The organism is Thermogemmatispora sp., from assembly GCF_019683755.1.
GTDB lineage: Bacteria > Chloroflexota > Ktedonobacteria > Ktedonobacterales > Ktedonobacteraceae > Thermogemmatispora.
Window position 1 is genome coordinate 1 of sequence record NZ_JADGHT010000041.1, and the last position, 20,699, is coordinate 20,699.

Here is a 20,699-nt window from a genome sequence, read left to right on the forward strand (position 1 = left end):
TAAATGTAATAGATGTATGATCTTATAGAACATTGTGAAGGAGGTAATGATGACCTGAAAGAACCTGGTAGGAGAGGATGGGTATGTGATCCCCAATGACTCACTGGCCACGCAGGAGAGCTACGACAGGGGCGAGGGCCTCCATATATTCTTCCCAGACTACCCAGTATGAGATCTGGTACTGTTGGCGATAGCGGAGCAGTTGCGCACCAATCTCCTCTGTGTTCCCAATGAGGAAATAAGGGGTAGAAGCAACCTGCTCCTCTGAGAGGCCATAGCGGGTAGCGACCTCGGCCAGGGCCTGCTGTCGGCTCTCTGTCCGGATCACTTCAAGGACGATCAAATTTAGCTCAAGGGAGGAGAAACGTGGGCCTGCGGCCTGGCGTACCCACTGGATCTTTTCAGCCAGAGCAGGGGCCAGAGCATCCTGTAGATCCAGACTCTGATTCATGTGACCAGCGACACTGATGGTCTGGGTACGCGGCGAAAAGCCGACAATGCTGGCTTCGCGTGCTGCCAGCGAGAGCAGGCGTTTTCCGCTACCGCCCACCAGGATCGGCGGGTAGGGACGCTGCTGTGGTTGCAGAGCCAGGGCCAGGCCCTCAATCTTGTAATGCTGGCCACTGAAGGAAAGCCGCTCGCCGGCCAGCAGTGCTTTGATGATCTGTAACGACTCCGCGAGTCGCTCAATACGCACTCCGGGTGAGGCAAAGGGAATCCCACACTGCTGATACTCGCTAGCCATCCAGCCGGCCCCCAGGCCTAACTCAAAGCGTCCACCGGAGAGAACGTCGAGCGTGGCCACCTCACGCGCTAGCATCACAGGGTGACGGAAATCATTGGAAAAGACATAGCTGCCCACGCGCAGGCTGGTGGTGGCGGCAGCGATGTGGGCCAGAGCCAGAGTAGTCGCGAATTGATCGCCGATGTGGTCCGGTAGCAAGAAGGTTGCATAACCAAGCTGCTCTGCACGTTGGGCCTGTGCAAGCAGGATTGAGAAGTCGGAAGAGGTATTATGTGAAAGAACGCCAAAGCGCAAGGCTCGATGACTATCTTGTCTTTCTTCCATCATGGGCATGACTCGCTCTGTACTCTCCTTTGCTGGTCTTGCTCTTTCCTTCTCCCGTTCAGAATCAGAGGTGCTCAAAGGAGAGAAAGAGGGACCTGGTGGAGCTGTTGATCATAAGCAACAAGCTGCTCTCTTCGTTGCTGGAGTCTGCCAGGTCCCTGAAAAGGAGAGTCTCCGTCTCGCTAGCTACATATTGGCCTTCTCGCGGAAAGTAAGCGAGAGGCCAAAAGCCAGAGCAGGGGCAAAGTTTTGCCCATTGACTGATTTAGCTGCGCGAGCTAGACCGGCTCAACACGTATAAGTACCTCGTCTTTCTGGACAACGGCACCGTTCTCTACCAGGATCTTGGTGACGCGCCCAGCGACAGGGGAAGGTACCTCATTAAAGGACTTCATAGCCTCGATGAGGGCCACCGTCTGGCCGACCTGAATGACATCCCCAACCGAGACGAAAGGCGGTGCGTCCGGCGAAGGGGCGGCATAGTAGACTCCTGAAAGTGGTGCTACGATTGGGAGGGTACGCTCCTCATCGCGACCCTTGCCACCCTTGCCTGCCCCTGCCTTAGCCTGGCCAGCCGCTAGAGAGCGTTTAGCCACGCTCTGGCTGCGCATCGCGGTCGCAGGAGAGGTCACAACCTCAGTTACTGTCGGCGTGGCCACCAGCGCCATACCAGGTTGACGGCGGATGACAATCTCTAGTTCGTTTTCGCTCAGCTCCAGCTCGGCCACTGAGCTGCCCTCAAGCACATGGACCAGCTCTTCAAGGCGCTCGATCCAGGCTGTTTTTCGATCCTCTTCCTTATTGTTGCCCATTGTCACACTCGCTTGTAGACCAAAGACATAGAGCGAAGCGGAGCGGAAGAGAGCGCACTCACGCCCTGGCTGCGTTCGGAGAGGTCTGCCCAGCTCATCCGCTCCGGCGCGCGCTTAGGGTAGTGGCAGAGTAGGGAGGAGGTGGCAGCCAGGCTGCGGCAGTGACCACTGTGGCCACCGTCTCCTCTGCCAGCCAGCTACTCGCCCTCCTCATAGCGCTTGAAGATCAGGCAGGCGTTATGGCCGCCGAAGCCCATCGAGTTAGACATAGCCACCTTGACCTGGGCCTGACGGGCCTGATTGGGCACGTAGTCCAGATCGCAATCGGGATCGGGGTGATGGAGATTAATGGTCGGCGGGATGATCCCAGTGAGCAGGGTCATGATGCTGATGACCGCCTCAACGGCACCAGCAGCCCCGAGGGTGTGACCAGTCATCGATTTCGTAGAGCTGATGGCCAGGCGATAGGCGTGCTCGCCGAAGCAGGTCTTAATGGCCTGAGTTTCAGTACGGTCATTGTAGGGCGTCGAGGTCCCATGAGCGTTGATATAATCGACATCTTCAGGGCGGAGCCCAGCCTTGCGCAGAGCCATCTGCATCGCGCGCACCAAGCCGGAACCGCCGGGAGCCGGCTCGGTCACATGGTAGGCGTCACCCGTCGCCCCGTAGCCGACCATCTCAGCCAGGATCGTCGCCCCACGCGCCTTGGCGAACTCCAGATCCTCCAGAATAAGGGCCGCCGCTCCCTCGCCCATCACAAAGCCGTCACGGGTCGCATCAAAGGGACGACTGGCGCCCTGGGGATCATCATTGCGCCGTGAGAGAGCATGCATGTTGTCGAAAGCCGCGATCGCGATCGGCGTAATGCCACGCTCGGAGCCGCCAGCAATCATGACCTTCGCATCGCCACGGCGAATGGTCTCCCAGGCCTCGCCGATCGTGTGAGCGCTCGTCGCACAGGCCGAAACAGCGGCCCAGTTGGGACCCCGCGCACCCGTCATGATCGAGACGATGCCCGGTGCACCATCGATAATCATCATGTTGATAAAGAAGGGGCTAATGCGGTCCGGGCCCCGCTCAAAGAGAATGCGAAATTGCTCGTGGAGTGTCATCAGGCCGCCAATGCCGCTGCCGATGTAAACTCCCACATCGTCGGCAATCTCCTCAGTGATTTCCAGACGAGCCTGGGCCAGCGCCTGCTTGGCGGTGGCAATGGCGATATGTTGGTAGGGGTCAGTACGGCGAATTTCCTTGCGGTCCATATAGGCCGAAGGATCGAAATTCTTAATCTGGCCTCCGAATTTGACGCGGAAGGGGCTGGTATCGAAGCCGACGATTTCGGCGATGCCAGATTTTCCTTGGCAGAGGGCTTCCCAGGAAGACGCCACATCGTTCCCCAGGGGAGTAATCAGACCTAAACCGGTTACAACGACACGTCTCATTACGTCACCTCCTCGATAATCGGGTTCCCTCAACCGCCTGTCTGCTAGCAGGCAGCGCACTGCTGCCGCATCTGATCTGCTGCCGCAGCCAGACCCTGACTGGCTATGTGGTGCTTGGCGATCAGGCTGCTGTCAACCAGGCTGACCGAGCCAGTCATGCGAGCCGTCGAGGCGAGCCGGTCAGCCGAGAGCAAGCCCAAAGCGGCGAGGAGAGGCCCGCTGAGAACCCAGCGAGGACCCAGAGCGAACCTGGTACGAACCCGGTCAGATGCCAAGTGAGGCAGCCTCCTCCTGGAGGAACCGGGTGTAGGCTTCTCCACGGATAAAGACCTGATGCCTGAGCAGGCGCCGGTGAAATGGAATCGTCGTAGGCAAGCCCTCGATCACGAACTCATCGAGAGCGCGTTGCATACGTGCAATGGCGGCATCGCGGTCCTCGGCCCAGACGATTAACTTGGCCAGCAACGAATCGTAATGGGGAGGAACCGAATAGCCGGCGTAGAGATGGCTGTCGACGCGCACGCCAGGGCCGCCGGGCGGCAGATATTTCTCCACCACACCGGTCTGTGGGCGGAAGTCGGCCTCCGCATCTTCGGCTGTGATCCGGCACTCGATGGCGTGGCCACGGAACTGGATATCCTCCTGTTTCAGATGCAGTGGCTCGCCGGCGGCAATGCGGATTTGCTCCTTGACGAGGTCAACACTGGTCACCATTTCCGTGACCGGGTGCTCCACCTGCAGGCGCGTGTTCATCTCCATGAAATAGTAGCGGTTCTGCTCGTCAAGCAGAAACTCGAGCGTGCCAGCATTGGTGTAGCCGATCTGCTGCACGGCACGAACGGCCTTCGTACCAATCTCTTGCCGTAGCTCGGGAGGCAACAGCGGGCTGGGCGACTCCTCAAGCACCTTCTGATTGCGGCGCTGACACGAGCAGTTGCGCTCACCAAGATGAATACCGTTCCCGTGATGATCAACAAGTACCTGTATCTCAATGTGTCGCGCACGGGGCAGATAGCGTTCTAGATAGAGGCCATCGTCGCGGAAAGCTTCACGGACCTCGTTCTGGGCCAGGGTGAAGACACGTTCAAACTCGTCGGGGCTGTTCACCAGGCGAATACCGCGTCCTCCGCCCCCGGCGGCGGCTTTCAGCATCAGAGGGAAACCGATCTCGTGCGCGGCCTCCCTGGCTTCCGCCAGCGTACGCAGGACGCGCGTGCCCGGTAGCATCGGCAACCCAGCGGCGGCCATGGCTTCGCGGGCTGAGACCTTATCGCCCATGATCGCCATTGCTGCCGCGGAAGGGCCGATAAAGGTCAGATTCACATCTGCACAGATCTGGGCAAAGCTGGGATTCTCTGAGAGGAAACCATAACCGGGATGAATAGCCTCGGCCCCGGAGATAAGAGCAGCGCTGATAATATTCGGAATATTAAGATAACTTTTACTGCTTGGCCCAGGTCCAATGCAGATGCGCTCGTCCGCCATACGTACGGGCAGCGAATCGCGATCGGCTTCCGAGTGCGCGATAATCGTGCGGATACCCATCTCGCGGCAGGCACGGATAATCCGCACGGCGATTTCGCCGCGGTTAGCAATCAAGATCTTGCGGAACATAGTCTGTCGAGCGGACAGGACAAGCGCAGAGGTCCTGCACGGTCCTTTCTCTCATAGTGATTCACTGCCTGAAATGGCAGGGGCAATTTATGGGTTATTATACCATGCCCGCCCGAAGCCGGCCAGTGGGGCTGAGGCTTGCCTCCCTCTGCTGACAATGGCCCTGGTTGTCTGCCCGACTACTGCCCAGACCAAGCCGAACATAACCCAGTTTGTCCCTCTGGCCAGCTTGCTGGGCAAGCTGAGCGCGGGGAAGCCAGAGGGCCACGAGCGATTGGGCCTGCCTGCAGTAGTAGCAGACTTGCTGCTCTCTCCTGAGTACAGAAAACGCTGGCCACCGGCCTCCGGAGAGTCGTCTGTTGAAGAAGACGGGGAAAGGCGCATGGTGAAAGGCAAAGGGCGGAACGACTAATCCGCGTCATAGTGGGTGGGCGAGCGAGGTGCTGGCCCCCTAGCGGGGAGAGAGGCCTCAGAACGGCCAGGGGGAGAGTCGCGAGCCTGTTGCGGTCTGGCCCCGCAGCCGCGCGGCCTCGGCCTCGGCCAGACGGGCATCGCGTTTCCGTCGCAACTTTTTGAGCACCTCGGCCTTGCGTTCCCAGTGGTCAGGATCGTGGGGCGCGATTTGAATAGCACGTTCGGCTGCCTCCAGCGCCTCTTCATAACGGCCCAGCTCCTGACAAAGGAGGGCTTTATTATGCCAGGCGGAAGCTAGCTGAGGATCGCGGCGCAGGGCTTCATCGTAGGCTTCAAGAGCCTGACGATAGTAGCCGAGGCGATAGAGAGTATTGCCCTTGCCGTTCCAGCAGAGGGCAGAATTGTGGTTCAGCATCAGAGCCTGATCGTAGGCGCGTAGGGCTTCAGGATAGCGCGCCAGCGCGTAGAGAGTGGCGGCCTTGCCCTGCCAGGCGCCAGCGTGATCGGGAGCCAGAGCCAAAGCTCGATTGTAGCTTTCCAGCGCTGCTGCATGTCGCCCTTGCTCACTCAGAATGGCGCCCCGGCGTATCCAGGCTTTAACGTAGCCCGGATCATGCTTGAGAGCCTCATCTAGCATATCCAGCGCCTGGCGCAGGCGATGCTGGCCGTAGTAGATCTGGGCTATGCCATACCAGGCGGGGGCGTAGCGAGGATCAAGGGAGCGGGCCTTTTCGAAGGCGCTGAGAGCCTCGGGCCAGCGTTGGAGGTCATAGAGCACGGCTCCTTTCCCGGCCCAGGCTGGTACCAGGTCCGTCTGCAGGCGGATAGCTTCCTCAAAGGAATCAAGGGCCTCACGTAATTGGCCAAGCTCGTGCAGCATTTGCCCGCGACCACACCAGGCCAGGGCCTGCCTATTGTCGTAGCGCAGGGCCTGTTCAAAAGCGTCGAGGGCCTCGGGGAAGCGCTCCTGGCGACTGAGCAGCAGCCCCTTGTTGTACCAAGCACGGGCCATACGTGAATCATAGCGTAAGGCGGTTTCGAAGGCGGCCAGAGCCTCGCTATCGCGGCGGAGACCGACGAGTGCGGCCCCTTTCCCATTCCAGGCGGTAGCGTTGCGCGGATCAAGCTGGAGCGCCCGCTCGAAAGCCCGAAGAGCCTCCTGATAGCGGTGGAGCGCATTGAGGGCAGTACCCTTGCCGATCCAGGAGATGACCAAGGAAGGGTTCAGATCAAGAGCCTTATTAAACGATTCCAACGCCTCACGGTGCTGGGAGCGTGCCCCGTAGGTCAGGCCCCGTCCCTGCCAGGCCAGAGCCTGCGAGCTGTCGCGAGCGAGCACACGCTCATAGAGTTCCAGAGCTTCTGTCAGGCGTCCCTGGGTTCGTAGCTGGCGAGCCTGTTCGATGAAGCGACTCGTGTCCGTCGTAGTCTGGGACTGGCTGCTTAGGGAGCCGGAGTCCGACGGCTCGCGGCAGGCGCGCAGCTCCTGCAGCACTTCCTGAGTGCTAGCCGGGCGCTTCTCGGGGTCCATTTCAAGCATGCGCTGGATAAGGGCCTCCAGGGAAGGTGGTACCGCGGGATTCAGCTCGGAGGCGGGTCGAAAAAAGAAAGGTTGATCGGAAGGGTCAACGCCGGTCAGCAGGTGGTGCAGCAAGGCTCCAAGACTATAGATATCGGAGCGGGGCGTCGATTGGGCCTTGCCATACTGCTCTGGGGCGGCATAGCCCGGGGAGCCGAGAGCCGTAGTGTCACGCGACTGGCCCGGCTTAAAGAGGCGTGCGATGCCGAAGTCAATCAGGTAGAGGCGCCCGCTGCCATCGATCATCACATTGGAAGGCTTCAGATCGCGGAAGACAATTGGCGGCTGATGGCTATGGAGATAACCGAGCACATCGCAAAGCTGCTCAGCCCAACTCAAGACCTGGTCTACTGGCAAAGGGCCACCCCCCTGGCGTGCCAAGTACTCCTCCAACGACTCACCCTCGATAAAGTCCATCACCAGATAGGAGCGATCGTTTTCAGTAAAGTGATCGTAGATGCGCGGCAGGTTAGGATGGCGCAGTTCAGCCAGCAGGTTAGCCTCACGTTCAAAAGCCTGTTCGGCCTCCTGAATGCGGGCCTGGGTGAGGCCGGCTTTGCTCATCTCTTTGACCGCCACTGGGCGATTATTAAGACGTGTATCGGCAGCCTTATACACGGCGCCCATGCCTCCCTGGCCTATCAGACTCAGCAGCTGATAGCGCCCGGCTAGCAGTGTTTGCTCACGAAGGGTCCCTGTAGTATGCTGGAACGGCAAGGCAGCGGCGCAGTACTGACAGAAGCGCGCCGTTGGAGGATTGGCCATGCCGCAGTGATCACAAAAGATTTCCTGCTCCTGCGTTGTCATAAAAAAACCCGTCACTCAGGCTCGAACTGCCGCGGTTCCGACTGGAGGGCAGGGGTCTTGCACTGCGCTCTTTACCCATCCTATATCATAGCACAGCTAGCCAGGTTACCATTGCATAGCGCCCTGCCCGCTCTGACAATTGACATGCCTCGGTCACAGGGGCCGATGTGAGCGCACCTGGCTGATGCGATAGAATAGAACGCCTGAATGCCACTATATCGGCAGCATCGCTCTATCCAGTGAGGACTAGGCGCTGCTCTGATCCGACTTACCAGGGCCAGAGCAAGGCGCCTCAGGCGGGACGGTCTCCTTTGCGAAGCCAGATGCATCCGAAGGCAGGGTACGCCAAAGCTGCAGCCATTCATCAAGGCTCAGCGTTTCCGCGCGGCGCTCCGGTGCAATACCGGCCTGCCTCAGCCAGAGGTGAACCGTCTCTGCTGGTAATCCCAATCCGCGCGTCAGCGCATTATGGAGCTGCTTACGCCGCTCTGCAAAACCTGCCTGAACCAGGCGGAAAAAAGAGGCGCGTTCAGCGGTGGTCAGCGCTGTACGGGGCTGAACCTCGACCCGCACGATCGCCGAATCCACACGCGGCGGCGGATAAAACGCCCGCGCTGGCACCCGGGCGATCAACTGAGGGCGCCCGAAAAACTGCACACTGATACCCAGCAGGCTCAAATCACCGGGCGTGGCCACAATGCGCTGTGCGACCTCATACTGAATCATTACAACGATCAAGGAAGGCGGATGCTCGCTCTCCAGAAAATGGCGAAAAGTAGGAGCCGTGATATAGTAAGGAAGATTGGCTACCAGTTTATAAGGTTGGTGTCCGAAGAGTGCCTGCGGATCAACGGTCAGCAAGTTTTGGGCCACGATCTCGATATTGCTAAAAGGAGCGGTCGTTTCGGCTAACAGACGTAGCATCGAGCGCTCCAGCTCCACAGCGACCACGCGGCCAGCTCGACGCGCCAGCTCGCGCGTCAGAACACCGGTGCCGGCCCCCACCTCTAGTACGTTATCGCTCGGCTCCAGCGCTGCCGCCGCCACGATGCGTGTCAGCACACCGCGGTCCACCAGGAAATGCTGTCCAAAGGATTTCAAAGGGCGCATCCCATGCCGCTGAAGCAGGGCACGCAGGGTCCGTGGATGTGTCAGATCAAGTTCTTCACCCATCGTTAGCCACTCTTCTCCCTATCGATCAGCCTGCACCTTAGCGGTGCCCAGGACCAGAACGCTGCTACCAGCCACGCTGATGACTACGCACTAGCAGCCAGACGATCACTCCACCGATAGCTAATGGCAGCACACAGAATAGACCAATGACACAGACCGCGATGACTAGCCCGAGGGCCGCTCCTAGTAGCCCGAGAAGAAGACCCACTCCTCCCGGCAACAGCGCTAGCAAGGCCAGCGCAAGCAGAATCCAGGCGATGAGGCGGCCCTGCGAAGACTGGGGTTGAGGTTGCGCCCACCAGGGCGGCTGCGACCACGCAGGATCGACATGCGCTCTCGCTGGCGCATCCTGTGGCTGCTCAGGCCCCGGCGCGGCTGACGACACCGAACCTGGACCCCAATAGATGCGCCTTCCTGCTGGGACGGAGGCGGCCGTCGACCAGCTTTCCCCAGCCTCATTCAGGGGGGTCGCTGCAGTGAACCCAAACGATGAGGAGCTGACCGAGAACTGCTCCTCCTCTTCTCGAGTCGGATAGTCTTGGGCCGGATAACCACGCCGATAGCTGTAATCGTGCAATGGCTCATTGGAGGCCCGCAATGGCTCCTGGCGCGGCTGCGAACTCTGGCCTTGCTCGCTCCGGCGACTCAACCAGCTCCTGAACGAAAGACGACGGTTTGAAGCCTCGCTCTCAAAGTCAAGAGCATTTTCGTACTTGGATTTATTTGATCCATGTTGTTGATTTTGCCAGTTTTGTTCCTGTTGTTGCATGGCTCTCGCTCCTGGCTGCCTCCTCACTCGACCTGGCTGCCTGTGGTCTCTTTTTCCTGGACCCTGGCCACAAACGATACAAAGCTCCTCCCGGGAACGATCTATTACCATAGGATACGCAAAGAGGCTACAGGGGTTGCAGAGTGGTCTTGAATTACCTATCATGATACGCGAAAACACATCGATCGTTCTATAAACAGAAGAGGGCCTTGGCGCATTCACCATCACTAGATCTGCTTGCAAGCCGAAAAAGAGGAAGGGAGCAATGGATTATCGCGAGAGTCAAGGCACAGGGGGGGTTGAACACAGCAGAGCGCTGAGTCCCAGGGTTCCGGGGCTGCGGCTGCCGGCTCGCCGCCGTTCGGGAGCTGGAGAACAGCCACCGTTGCTGGCTCCATTGCTGACGACGGGCGGCGCTGGCGGAGCACCTCCGCTGCGGCGCTGGCGGGCGAATCGCATTCTCCTGCGCAAGCGCTGGCGACGACGTTTCTATCCGCGTCGTGCTTCGCGCTGGGCTGTGATTCTGCTTGTAGCCGCCCTGCTCGGCATCGCCCTCTTTACCAGTAGCGCTGGAGCTGTTTATGCCTATTATGAGTCGCAGCTACCTTTGCTGCGTAACATTGCTAACAATAATGCGCTTTTTCAGACAACGCGCATTTATGACCGCAATGGTACCCTGCTCTATGAGCTATTTGATCATAGTGCCAACCGTGGCCGTCGCACTTATGTCAGTTATACAGATATCTCACCTCTGTTGATCAACGCCACGGTGGCCGCCGAGGATCATACCTTTTGGGAGAACTCGGGGGTTGATCTGCAGGGTATTGTTCGCGCCGTCTTCTCGAACCTGCAAAGTCAGAGTGTTGTTCAGGGCGGCAGCACGATCACTCAGCAGCTTATTAAGAATGAGCTGTTCAGTAATCAGCCTCGCACGCTGGCAGTGAAGGCCGAGGAGGCCGTGTTAGCCTATGGTCTGACCCAGCAGTATCCGAAATGGAAGATCATGGAGATGTACCTCAACACGGTCTACTATGGCGACCTGAACTACGGCGCTGAGGCTGCGGCTGAGAACTACTTCAATCTGCAGCCGAAGTGTACGGCAACGCGCTGCAAGCCGGCAGTGGCTCAGCTTGATCTGGCTCAAGCCTCGTTGTTGGCTGGCCTGCCGCAAAGCCCTTCCTACTATGATCCGACGGTCAATAAGCCAGCAGCTCTGGCCCGTCAGAAGGTGGTCCTGCAATCGATGGTCGAGCTGGGCATGATCACGCCCCAGCAAGCGGCTGCTGCTGAGGCTGAGAGCCAGAAGTTTGTCTTTAAGCCCTACAGTGAGACCCATCATATTCAGGCCCCCCACTTTGTGCAGTATGTGGTTGATCAGCTCACTTCTTTGCTCGGCAGCCAGAACCTCCTCAATGGTGGCTACAATGTCTATACAACCCTCGATCTGACGCTGGAGAAGAAAGTCGAGCAGATCGTACATGACCATCTCTATACGGTGCAGTACGATTCCTATCTGGGACAGTATGAGGGGCCGCTATATAAGACGAATAATGTCAATAATGCGGCGGTGGTAGTGATGAGTCCAACAACGGGCGAGATTCTGGCTATGGACGGCAGCGTCGATTTCAATAATCAGAACCCCAAGGTGCAGGGCCAGTATAATTCCGCGCTGGCTCTCCGCCAGCCCGGTTCGGCCTTCAAGCCCATTGTCTACGCTGCGGCCTTTGAGATGGGCTGGTATCCGGCGATGATTGTCCCGGATCATCGCACGATCTATCCGGTGAAAGATTCAAATTCTCCTTCTGGCTACTATACGCCGAATAACTACGATGAGAAATTTCATACGACGTTCCCGATGACCATTCGCAACGCCATCGCGAACTCATTCAATATTCCGGCGGTAACAACAGTTGAGTATGTTGGCTTCGACAACGTGCTCAATATGGCCAAGCGCCTGGGCATTACCTCAATCGATACCGCTGACCTGCAGGCCTGTCGCAAGAACTACAATGCGCCGAAGGCCACTCCAGAACAGTGTTTCTTCCCCTCTATCGCCCTGGGGACGGCGGAGGTCTCATTACTAGAGCTGACTGGGGCTTATGCAACCTTCGCTAACCAAGGGGTGCGTGTCCCGCCGGTGGCAATCCTAGAAATCACCGATAGTCTGGGCCACCCCCTTTATCGCTATGATGCTGCCCATCCGCATGGAGTGCGCGCCCTCGGAGCTGATGTCTCGTTCCTGATCAGCAGCATTCTCTCTGATAAGGCTTCGCGCTATCACGAGTTCGGCCCTGGTAATCCGTTGGAACTGACTGATCGCCCGGCGGCGGCCAAAACTGGTACCACCCAGACATTCCGCGATAACTGGACCGTTGGCTATACCCCTTATCTGGCAGTTGGTGTATGGGCTGGCAATAGCGATAATAGTGCGATGAATAACGTGATTGGTATCACGGGCGCTGGCCCCATCTGGCATGATGTGATGGAATATGCCTCGCAACGCTATCACTATCCGCCAGAGGACTTTATCCGGCCTCCCGATGTCCACCTGGGGACAGTCTCAGCTCTGACCGGTCTCTTGCCTCGCCCGGGTGATCCAACAGTCACCGATTGGTTTATCGATGGCACAATGCCCACTACTTCCTGAGGGCAGGCGAGTCGGCCCCTCTTGCATCCAGGGAGCAAGTTAAGCAGCTTTTCCAGCCGGAGATCTCCTCGCTGGCACTGACCAATCGCCAAATCACGCACAGGGTCGGCAGCGGCGCAAAGGAAGAGCAGAAGACGCAAGGCCCAAACGGTGAGCGCTTCCTGCCTGAGGAGGGAACAGCGTACCAGGCAGAGACCTGCGCTGCTGCCTCGCCCTTTTTTCTTTCTCCTCTCCCCCTATCGGTCCCTTCACGCGCTCCGTGGTATCATAATTAAGAAGAAGAGCAGAGAAATGTCTTGAAGGTCGCATCATGGCATATTGTGGAGGTTTCTGTTTCAATGAGTAACGAAGCTGGGCAGGAAGCAAACAAGCAAGGGCCACAGCAGTCACAGCCAGCAGCTACCCACAACAACAATGCAAGCGCTGCTTCCTCATCGGCTTCTGCCACGGACCAGGAACTCAATGAGGCGCTCGAGAGCGGTTTCCGTCCTCTGACGCGCATGGAGCGTCGGCAGCTTTGGCTCAGGGAGTATGGTGAGCAAGATGTTGCACTGCAGATGTGGATTCAGCTTGTAGAACAGCACGATCTGGAGATAGAGATGATGCTCCAGATGCATGGTCTGCTCATTTTTGGAGTGATGGTCAGTACTGCTCACTATGCTCAATTCTACATTGATCTCAATGAGGAGACGCATCGCGAGCATGATCCTGATACTGCGGATGCGCTGCGCAAGTACTATACAGCGCTGGTGCCGCCGCGTGATCAACCGGAGTATGGACCCGAGGGTTTACCAATTGTCTATCACTACATCCATATGCGAGATGTGACGATTCTCAGCGGGGGACACAAGTTCAAGGTTCCCTACTGGCGGGGCAAGGCGTCGCGTGTTGATGCCTTCGTAGTTGGGGCAACAGTGGGGGACTAGCTTACCTCGCGGCCTCGTGTCAGCCTGATGGTGCCGTGACGCGTTCGTATTGGGGGTCTACACGCTCTTGCTTCTCTCCTGAATCTCACCCCTTGGAGCTGTGCTATGCAAGTTCCGCGCGGGGCTGGATGGCTGGAAAGGAAGCTGCTCTCTCCACCCTTAGTTGATCTCCCAGATGTAGATACTTCCATCTTTACCACCGCCGGCGAGGTAATGCCCATCTGGAGACCAGGCGAGAGCGTAGATGATGCCCTGGCGGCTGTCGTAGGTCAATAGTTGCCGCCCGTCGCTTGCCTGCCAGCAATGAAGAAGGCCATCGCGTCCGCCGGAGGCCAGGAGAAAGCCACGTGGATGCCAGCTTAGGGCATAGACTGGTCCCCTATGCTGGTGGTAAGTGAGCTGTAGCTTGCCGTGCTGGCTCTCCCAGATCTCAACCTGACCACCGGCTCTGGCCACGGCGATATAGCGTCCATCGCGTGACCAAGCGATAGCGTCTATGCGTCGCTGCTGACCATGGCAGTTGACTTGTTTCCTTGCCAGCAGCCAGGAAGTGAAAAAGCTGCGCCCCCTGGTTGTTGGTCGTGGCCAGATGCGCAGCGTACAGTCGCCGCCTCCTGAGGCGAGACGCTGGCCATCTGGGGACCAGGCGACGGCTTTGACGCTATGGTGATGGGCGCGATAGACGCTATTCTCCCCCGGGTTGGCGGCGGTCCAGACATGCACAGTGCCATCGTCGCTGGCCGAAGCCAGCGCTTGGCCATCGGGGGACCAGGCTACCCCATAGACATAGGAGGTATGACCCTGGTAGCTGGTAAGTTCCTTGCCAGAGCTAAGGCTCCATAGGCGGACTGTGCCGTCGCGTCCCGCTGAGGCGAGACATTGGCCATCAGGAGACCAGGCCAGGCCGTAGATGGGGCCGCGATGTCCCTGGCAGAGTTGCAGCAATCTCCCGCTGAGGGCTTCCCAGATCTGTACACTACCATCAGCTCCGCTGGAAGCTATCAACTGCCCATCGGGGGACCAGGCCACGGCGTAAATACCATTGTTCCGTCGATGGCCTTGGTAGAGGCAGCGCGTGATGATCGGGGTTGGCGTTCGTTGAGCCAGCGTTGCTGCTGCTGTACTTCTGCTCGTGAGCCTGGAGGCTGCTAGAAGAGCGGGCCGGCTCCCGGCGCTCAGGCTCACGCCTTGCGCTGCCAGGCTTTCTAGCTCCGCCTTGACCTCCTGAATACTGGCCGGGCGGCGGCTGGCCTCGGTCTGGACCATGCGCATTACCAGCGCCTCTAGTCGGCGATGGTTGGCATCCTGTTGAGGGAAAGGGGCGAAGGTAAAGGGGGAGAGCGAAGGGTCCTGACCTGTAATCAGTTGATGGAGTGTAGCCCCGAGGGCATAGATGTCGGTTTGCGGCGTTGACTGAGCGCGGCCGTACTGCTCCGGGGCGGCATAGCCGGCTGAGCCTAGAGCGGTCGTGTCCTTGCTCTGCCCTGGTTTAAAGAGGCGTGCGATGCCAAAATCAATTAAATACAGATGGCCCTCGCTCGTCAGCATGATATTCGCCGGTTTAAGATCGCGAAAGATGATTGGTGGTTGGCGGCTGTGTAGGTAGCTCAGCACATCGCATAGCTGCATACCCAGGCGAAGAACCTCAGCGAGAGGGAGCCGACCATCAGGTAGACGGCTGAGGCGCGCCTCCAGCGTTTCCCCTTCGATAAAGTCCATAACCAGGTACCAGCGTCCGTTCTCGCTGAAATGATCGTAGATGCGTGGTAGATTGGGATGAAGCAAACCAGCCAACAGATGGGCTTCTTGCTGGAAGGCGGCGGTAGCCTCCTGCTGCTCCTGAGCGCTTAAAGACTGTTGACGCATCTCCTTAATGGCCACAGTGCGCTTAGCAAGCGCCAGATCAAGAGCGCGGTAGACGGCGCCAAAGCCTCCCTGTCCAATGAGGGCAATGATCTGGTAGCGTCCTCTCAGCAAGGTGTTAGGGGGATGTGGGCCACTGCCAGCCTGTAAGATCGAAGGGGCGAGGGTCGGCGCCTGCCCTGGCGTGGGTGGTAGCGTTGGCAGAGCACCATTCTGCAATGGGCGCCCGCAGGCGAAGCAGAAACGCGCCTGCGGGCGATTAGCCGCTCCGCATATGTCACAATAAAGAGGGGGAGAACCCTGCATTCTTGCTGGTCCTGCATGCTACCAATGATTTGTCTGCATGGTAGCATCTAGAACGTCCGTCTGTCAAGCAGAGGGAAGACAAGCGATGAGCTATCTCATGCTCCTAGGTACAGGCACCTGTCAGATAGAGCTAGAGCGTCGAGCCTCCAGTGTCCTTCTCAATCTAGCCGGGTTACCGATCCTCTTCGATTGCGGGCGCGGAGTCAGCCAGCGTCTCGCCGAGGTAGGCCTCAATCCCAATGCTCTAGAGCATATAGTTATCTCTCATTTTCATCCTGACCATGTCTCTGACCTTATTCCCCTAATGCACGCGGGGGCCTGGTCGCGGCGGCAGCCACGCAAACAGGACCTTCATCTCTACGGGCCACCCGGGCTGCAACGTCTGATCGATGGCCTGATGCGTCTTTTCAGTCCACATAGCTTCCGTCAGCCTCATTATCAGATTCTAGTGCATGAAGTCACAGAAGAAACATGCCAGATTGGACCCTACAGCTTTGATTTCATTGAACTGCCGCCGGCTGGCAATCACGGTCTTCGTTTTAGCTGGCAAGGGCAGCGCTATGCCATCACCGGCGACTCTGCCTTTCACGAGCAAGAGCGCCTCTTCCTGCAAGGCGTCGACCTGGCAGTGATCGACTCTGGCCACCTCAGTGACGATGAGATCGTACAGTTGGCGGCCGCCACCCAGGTGAAGACGCTGGTCTGCTCACATCTCTATCGCGAGCTCGACGCGGCCCGTTTGCAAGAACGGGCGCGCGCCGAGGGCTATCGCGGCAGCATCATTGTAGGGCGAGATCTGATGACCTTTCCCCTGCCTGACGAGTGAGGCGCTGGGGATCAGGAGGGAGACCTCAGTCATTCGGGCAGAGTCGATGAGCGGTCAATAATTCTGACGGAATCGGGCGCTCTGGCAAAGGAGGGCGCCCGCGGTGGTAGTACAGACGCATGCCGCTGCGCGGATCAATCAGCACCAGCTTGAAAGGACGCAGCAAGGGACTGTCCGGCGGTAAAGCTCGCGCCACACGATCGCCGGGCAGCCGCGGATTCAGCACGATCCAGTCGACGGTCGCCCCTGGATTGCGCAAGGCCTGCTGCCAGAGCTGTCCCGAGCCATCGTAGATCACATTGCGGAAGTTGATGCCAGCCTCCGAAACGTCGAAATTGGTGGGAGAGACATCCTCTAGAATCAGGCCACCATTGTAGTGCTTGGCCAGATAGATACTGACCGGATGAGTCCCTGTGCAGGAATTGCCATAGAGGCCGTCCTGCAGGGTGACGATGCCAGTGGCGGCAATGAAGCAGGCCTGAGCGCAGATGGCCCCCGCGCAGACGAGGCGCCCTAGCAAATGAAGACGCCCACGTAGCAGGCGCAGTCCGCTACTCATCAGCGTCGCCAGCAAGAGCGCCGCTGGTACCACGACCGCCGCCCCGTGGCGATCGTTGTAGAGACGCCCGGGGTCATGACCCGGCCCGATCTCCGGCAGCAGGATCAGCGCCTGACCGCTGTAGATCGAGAGCACGTAGAAGCCCAGAGGAGCCATGAAGGCGATCAGTGCCAGTGTTTCCGGCCTCAAGCGGTGACGTAGCAGGAAAAAGATGAAGGCTAGCAGCGAAAGAAAGAGCAAGAAAGGCCCAAAGGTCTTGACGGAGAGCAGCAGATAGGTCAGCAGCGAGAGGCTAACATTATGATAGGTATAGAAGCGACCGGCCCGAGCGAAGCTAGAGAGCAGCATCTCAGATGAAAAAGGGCCATGTAGGAAAAAGAGAGTGTCCCCGAAGATAATGCGATTCCAGGCCAACCAGAGGCCAATGCCAAAGCCGCCCAGCAGGGCAAAAACCAGCGTATTGGCGCAGACCTCGGCGAAGGAACGCCGCTTGAGCAGGCTGGTAAGGCTTACCAGCAGGAGCAGACACACGAAGAACGACCAGCCCTCGTAGCGCGAAAGTGTGGCCAGGAATGTGCTGGCTGCAGCCAGAACCAGGTAGCGCGGGCGATTCTCTTGGGCCCAGCTCAGGAAGTAGTAGCCGGCAACTGTCATCATACAGATGAGCGTCAACTCCGTGAGGGGGGTCGACTGCAGGTAGAGGATGTTCGGGTTGAGCATGAAGACCAACGAGCAGAGAAAAGCCGCCCAGCGATCACGTGTCAGACGGAGGCCACCACGGTAGAGGTAGAGGGCAGCGATGACATAGCAGGTCATAGAGACAAAGCTGCCGGCCAGCCCGGAATGCCAGAGAAAGTCATTCCAGACGAAGGGGAGCATCAGCACATGAGGCAGCGGGAGCCAGACGCCACCAAGCTGAGCCAGACCGGGCGTGGCGCTATCAAAGACACTGCGTGCAATACGTAGGTGAGCGTAGGCATCGCCGTAGAGAAGAATCTCCTGATGCAGGAAAAAGTAGATGCAAGCTGAAATACTGCTCAGGCAGGCGCAGAGGCAGGTCACTAGCATACCCAGATCACGAGGCCGTGAGCGCCTAATGCGTGGCAGAGGGCGCACAGTCGTCTCGGGCGTCAAGACCAGGCGCAGTGGCCTGAAGGGGGAACGGCCACCCAGGCGGATGGGCGTCAGGCCAACCTCAATCTCGCTTGGTCCACTCTGGGGGGTGAGAGGCACTACTGTAGCGCTGAGTTGCTCAAGAGGCTTGTGCTGCTTGAGCAAGTGGAAGCCATGGAGGGTCTTCTGCCAGTAATGGGGCCTGATCAATAGCTCGGCGAGCGCCAGATAGGCAGCCAGGCTATCAAGTAGCCAGCAGCAAGGCATCAGTAAGGCCCAGGGAACCAGGGCATAATAACGGCGACGCAGCAGCGCTAGCAAATTGAGATAGAGGTGGAAAAAATTGCCAAAAACCAGGCAGAACGTGCCCAAGTAGAGAAGCGCTCCGGGGAAAAGTAGGTGATAAAAGGCCTGATAGCGGCCAGCGGTGCAGAGGTAGAAGAGGGAGAGCGCCCAGACAAAGGGGTTCACGAGCAGACTGGCAGCGCTGGCGCCGATCACCAGTTGCACGCTGCAGAGTTCACGTAGACGGCGCTCGCGTAAGTAAGCCAGGGGATGGCGCATATAGACCAGGTAGGTCTGCATATAGCCCTTGATCCAGCGCGAGCGTTGGCGTAGCCAATTGCTGAGGCGCGAATTGGCCTCCTCATAGGTAGTAGAATCAAGAATCACAGTTTTAAAGCCATGCTGGAAGAGGCGAAGGCCAAGATCGCAGTCCTCGGTTACGTTGAAGGCGTCCCAGCCGCCCACGGCGCGCAGCACAGAAACGCGGAAATGGTTCGAGGTGCCACCGAGCGGCAGCGGGAGACCTAGCCGCTGTAAGCCCGGCAGCACCACGTCGAACCAGAGTGAATACTCAGCGGTAAAGAGGCGAGTCAGGAGATTTTGAGTAGGATTATAGCAATTCAAGCGCGCCTGCACGCAGGCAAGCGAATGATCATGCTGGGCAAAAGTCAGGACCGCCTTTTTGAGTTGCAGCGGATCAGGGATGTCCTCGGCATCGTAGATCACCAGATAATCGCCACGCGCGTGCAAGAGGCCGTAGTTGCAGGCGCGCGCTTTCGTCCGGGGATAGCCACGAGGGACAACAAGTACCCGGAAGTGGGCTGGTAAGGCCTGCTGCTTGAGAGCGGCGCGCGTCTCTAGATCATCTTCTTCTGTCAACAGCAGAATCTCGAGGCGATCGCGAGGGTAGTCCAGGGCGCGCAAAGCGCTCACCATTTGTCCGACGACAGAGGCCTCACGATACAGCGGGCAAAGAATGGTATAGTGGGGCCAGTCAGCATTCTTGAGGGCGCTGATCAGGTGCTCGTCGATGCGCTCGTCGCCGCTGGCAGTGGCCGGTGTCAGCAGATGGCTGCCTACAATAGCGAACTGAAACAGCAGGTGGGCAATGTAGAGCAGCGTGATCAGGGCCGTGACCACGACGAGCACGGCTGGCCCTTTCCAGATCAGGGTAGCGATCCAGGCAAGCAGCAGGCTGCTGAGAAACAGAAGTTGGGGACGACTGAAAGTGTGCATGGCTGCGCGCTCAGGGTGGAAAGGTGCAAAGACAGTCACCTCCTTGCCATGAATCAGGATCGGACGGCTGGCCGCACGCTGGTATTCCGCAAGCTCGCGACTGCTGCTGTGCGCCGCGCCAGGGCTGACGTTGCCCTCTAGCCAGCGCCGATAACGCGCCACGCGGTTGCGAAATTGTAGCTCACTGAGTTCTGGGGATCCCTTTGTTAGAAGACCGGACGCCATGAATCCTCTCCTCCACACTCCTCCAGTAATACTGCTCAAATACATCCATGCTCTTCCTGATAGCAACGACCGCTGTAATTGCTTAGCTCACAGAGCGCCTCCCAGAAGAGAGCTAGCTTGCGCCGTAGAGGCGTCTTTGACGGTTTGCTCGCTGGCTCTGGGCCAAGCGCGATCTCGGTGTAAACGTAACCAGCGCGCACAAACTTATAGATCATTTCGGCGTTGATGAGCGGTCCGCCCATCTCTAGAGTCTGTTGGCGGAAAAATTCGGCTCGATAGAGCTTAAAGGGACAGTAGAGATCGCGCACGCGCAGACCCAAAGCGAAGCGCAGTAGCCAGCTCCAGAGCAGTGTTGTCAGCTGTGACCAGCCCTGGCGCTGGCGGAAGCCGAGCACTGCATCGTAGTCGCTCAAGAGCGTGAAGCTGCGCTTGAGAAGGTCTACATCCAAGCCTGGCTGAGCCTCTGTAATCAGCACAAACTCTTTGCTGACCAGACCCAGAGCGCTGGTCAGGACGCGGCCATAGCTACAGCTTGCAGGCTGGTGCAAGACAATTAGGCGCGGTTCCTCCGCGGCGAGACGTTCGAGCAGTATGCCCGTGCGATCGTGGCTCCCGCGATCGACAGCCAGGATCTCCAGGTCGTCGGCCCAAGTTTCCAGGCCGCTCAGCAGCGAGCGCACAACCAATTCAATGCTCGCTTCGTCGTTCTGGGTCAGGAGCACGATCGAGAGGCTGCGTGGAATAGCAGTGGCTCCGGCCTGGGACAGGATTGGTGCTCTGACCGGCGCCTCCGCATCCTTGTTATCACTTCGTGCCAGGGATGATAGACTCATTGCACTAGATATCCTTTCTCTAGATATGTGTCTACAGGTGCTATTGCTGTCTTTCTTCACACCGTAGAGGAAAGCTTTCCTTGCCTTTCTTAAGCTATTATGTAGGTAAGGAATTTAATATGTATTTGCATGCAAAACGTGGCTGGTCGCGAGGCTCAAAAGCGGAGGCCTTGTTTGTAGACAAAAGACTTGTACCATGAT

The 20,699-nt window shown here is 58.3% G+C and carries 14 protein-coding genes; 3 read left to right on the forward strand and 11 right to left on the reverse strand.

What is annotated here, in order from left to right:
* Nucleotides 1-100: 100 nt before the first annotated feature.
* The 8 genes from IRZ24_RS04955 to IRZ24_RS04990 all read right to left on the reverse strand — a co-directional run bounded on the left by IRZ24_RS04955 (nucleotide 101) and on the right by IRZ24_RS04990 (nucleotide 9,679).
* Nucleotides 101-1,072 carry a TIGR03621 family F420-dependent LLM class oxidoreductase gene (locus IRZ24_RS04955; RefSeq protein WP_297160845.1) on the reverse strand — a complete coding sequence of 324 codons (972 nt, stop codon included), beginning with the start codon at nucleotides 1,070-1,072 and terminating at the stop codon, nucleotides 101-103.
* Nucleotides 1,073-1,347: 275 nt separating this feature from the next.
* Nucleotides 1,348-1,881, reverse strand: coding sequence for a biotin/lipoyl-containing protein (locus IRZ24_RS04960; protein ID WP_297160846.1), 534 nt, complete (start codon nucleotides 1,879-1,881; stop codon nucleotides 1,348-1,350).
* 197 nt (nucleotides 1,882-2,078) lie between these two features.
* On the reverse strand, nucleotides 2,079-3,323 hold the full coding sequence (gene fabF, locus IRZ24_RS04965; RefSeq protein ID WP_297160847.1) for a beta-ketoacyl-ACP synthase II: 1,245 nt from the start codon (nucleotides 3,321-3,323) through the stop codon (nucleotides 2,079-2,081).
* Between the two features lie 44 nt (nucleotides 3,324-3,367).
* Entirely contained in the window at nucleotides 3,368-3,598 is a 231-nt protein-coding gene (locus IRZ24_RS04970; protein ID WP_297160848.1) for a hypothetical protein, read from the reverse strand.
* Nucleotides 3,588-4,937, reverse strand: a complete 1,350-nt coding sequence (accC, locus tag IRZ24_RS04975) for an acetyl-CoA carboxylase biotin carboxylase subunit (RefSeq protein WP_297160849.1) — start codon at nucleotides 4,935-4,937, stop codon at nucleotides 3,588-3,590. The genes IRZ24_RS04970 and accC overlap by 11 nt, the downstream gene beginning before the upstream one ends.
* A 469-nt stretch (nucleotides 4,938-5,406) precedes the next feature.
* Complete coding sequence (locus IRZ24_RS04980) at nucleotides 5,407-7,737, reverse strand: serine/threonine-protein kinase (protein WP_297160850.1); 2,331 nt, start codon at nucleotides 7,735-7,737, stop codon at nucleotides 5,407-5,409.
* A gap of 246 nt (nucleotides 7,738-7,983) precedes the next feature.
* Nucleotides 7,984-8,910 carry a 16S rRNA (adenine(1518)-N(6)/adenine(1519)-N(6))-dimethyltransferase RsmA gene (gene rsmA / locus IRZ24_RS04985; protein ID WP_297160851.1) on the reverse strand — a complete coding sequence of 309 codons (927 nt, stop codon included), beginning with the start codon at nucleotides 8,908-8,910 and terminating at the stop codon, nucleotides 7,984-7,986.
* Between the two features lie 64 nt (nucleotides 8,911-8,974).
* The gene (locus IRZ24_RS04990; RefSeq protein ID WP_297160852.1) at nucleotides 8,975-9,679 is read right to left on the reverse strand and encodes a hypothetical protein; all 705 of its coding nucleotides are present in this window, start codon (nucleotides 9,677-9,679) and stop codon (nucleotides 8,975-8,977) included.
* A gap of 265 nt (nucleotides 9,680-9,944) precedes the next feature.
* Here IRZ24_RS04990 and IRZ24_RS04995 point away from each other — a divergent pair, with 265 nt between their 5' ends.
* Nucleotides 9,945-12,326, forward strand: a complete 2,382-nt coding sequence (locus IRZ24_RS04995) for a transglycosylase domain-containing protein (protein ID WP_297160853.1) — start codon at nucleotides 9,945-9,947, stop codon at nucleotides 12,324-12,326.
* Between the two features lie 338 nt (nucleotides 12,327-12,664).
* Nucleotides 12,665-13,252, forward strand: a complete 588-nt coding sequence (locus tag IRZ24_RS05000; protein WP_297160854.1) for a hypothetical protein — start codon at nucleotides 12,665-12,667, stop codon at nucleotides 13,250-13,252.
* 159 nt (nucleotides 13,253-13,411) lie between these two features.
* Here the strand turns inward: IRZ24_RS05000 and IRZ24_RS05005 are convergent, their stop codons facing one another.
* Nucleotides 13,412-15,421 carry a serine/threonine-protein kinase gene (locus IRZ24_RS05005; RefSeq protein WP_297160855.1) on the reverse strand — a complete coding sequence of 670 codons (2,010 nt, stop codon included), beginning with the start codon at nucleotides 15,419-15,421 and terminating at the stop codon, nucleotides 13,412-13,414.
* 85 nt (nucleotides 15,422-15,506) lie between these two features.
* On the opposite strand from IRZ24_RS05005, the gene IRZ24_RS05010 reads away from it, so the two are divergent.
* The gene (locus tag IRZ24_RS05010; protein ID WP_297160856.1) at nucleotides 15,507-16,247 is read left to right on the forward strand and encodes an MBL fold metallo-hydrolase; all 741 of its coding nucleotides are present in this window, start codon (nucleotides 15,507-15,509) and stop codon (nucleotides 16,245-16,247) included.
* Nucleotides 16,248-16,272: 25 nt separating this feature from the next.
* Here IRZ24_RS05010 and IRZ24_RS05015 read toward each other — a convergent pair whose 3' ends face one another.
* Nucleotides 16,273-19,665 carry a glycosyltransferase gene (locus tag IRZ24_RS05015; RefSeq protein WP_297160857.1) on the reverse strand — a complete coding sequence of 1,131 codons (3,393 nt, stop codon included), beginning with the start codon at nucleotides 19,663-19,665 and terminating at the stop codon, nucleotides 16,273-16,275.
* 35 nt (nucleotides 19,666-19,700) lie between these two features.
* Nucleotides 19,701-20,498 (reverse strand): glycosyltransferase, encoded by a 798-nt coding sequence (locus IRZ24_RS05020; RefSeq protein WP_297160858.1) that lies wholly within the window; start codon nucleotides 20,496-20,498, stop codon nucleotides 19,701-19,703.
* Nucleotides 20,499-20,699 lie beyond the last annotated feature (201 nt).

Excerpts from the sequence above, each read along its gene's own strand:
- IRZ24_RS04955 (WP_297160845.1), bottom strand. The coding sequence starts at position 1,072 with ATGATGGAAGAAAGACAAGATAGTCATCGAGCCTTGCGCTTTGGCGTT.
- IRZ24_RS04960 (WP_297160846.1), bottom strand. The coding sequence starts at position 1,881 with ATGGGCAACAATAAGGAAGAGGATCGAAAAACAGCCTGGATCGAGCGC.
- fabF (WP_297160847.1), bottom strand. The coding sequence starts at position 3,323 with ATGAGACGTGTCGTTGTAACCGGTTTAGGTCTGATTACTCCCCTGGGG.
- accC (WP_297160849.1), bottom strand. The coding sequence starts at position 4,937 with ATGTTCCGCAAGATCTTGATTGCTAACCGCGGCGAAATCGCCGTGCGG.
- IRZ24_RS04980 (WP_297160850.1), bottom strand. The coding sequence starts at position 7,737 with ATGACAACGCAGGAGCAGGAAATCTTTTGTGATCACTGCGGCATGGCC.
- rsmA (WP_297160851.1), bottom strand. The coding sequence starts at position 8,910 with ATGGGTGAAGAACTTGATCTGACACATCCACGGACCCTGCGTGCCCTG.
- IRZ24_RS04990 (WP_297160852.1), bottom strand. The coding sequence starts at position 9,679 with ATGCAACAACAGGAACAAAACTGGCAAAATCAACAACATGGATCAAAT.
- IRZ24_RS04995 (WP_297160853.1), top strand. The coding sequence starts at position 9,945 with ATGGATTATCGCGAGAGTCAAGGCACAGGGGGGGTTGAACACAGCAGA.
- IRZ24_RS05000 (WP_297160854.1), top strand. The coding sequence starts at position 12,665 with ATGAGTAACGAAGCTGGGCAGGAAGCAAACAAGCAAGGGCCACAGCAG.
- IRZ24_RS05005 (WP_297160855.1), bottom strand. The coding sequence starts at position 15,421 with ATGCAGGGTTCTCCCCCTCTTTATTGTGACATATGCGGAGCGGCTAAT.
- IRZ24_RS05010 (WP_297160856.1), top strand. The coding sequence starts at position 15,507 with ATGAGCTATCTCATGCTCCTAGGTACAGGCACCTGTCAGATAGAGCTA.
- IRZ24_RS05015 (WP_297160857.1), bottom strand. The coding sequence starts at position 19,665 with ATGGCGTCCGGTCTTCTAACAAAGGGATCCCCAGAACTCAGTGAGCTA.
- IRZ24_RS05020 (WP_297160858.1), bottom strand. The coding sequence starts at position 20,498 with ATGAGTCTATCATCCCTGGCACGAAGTGATAACAAGGATGCGGAGGCG.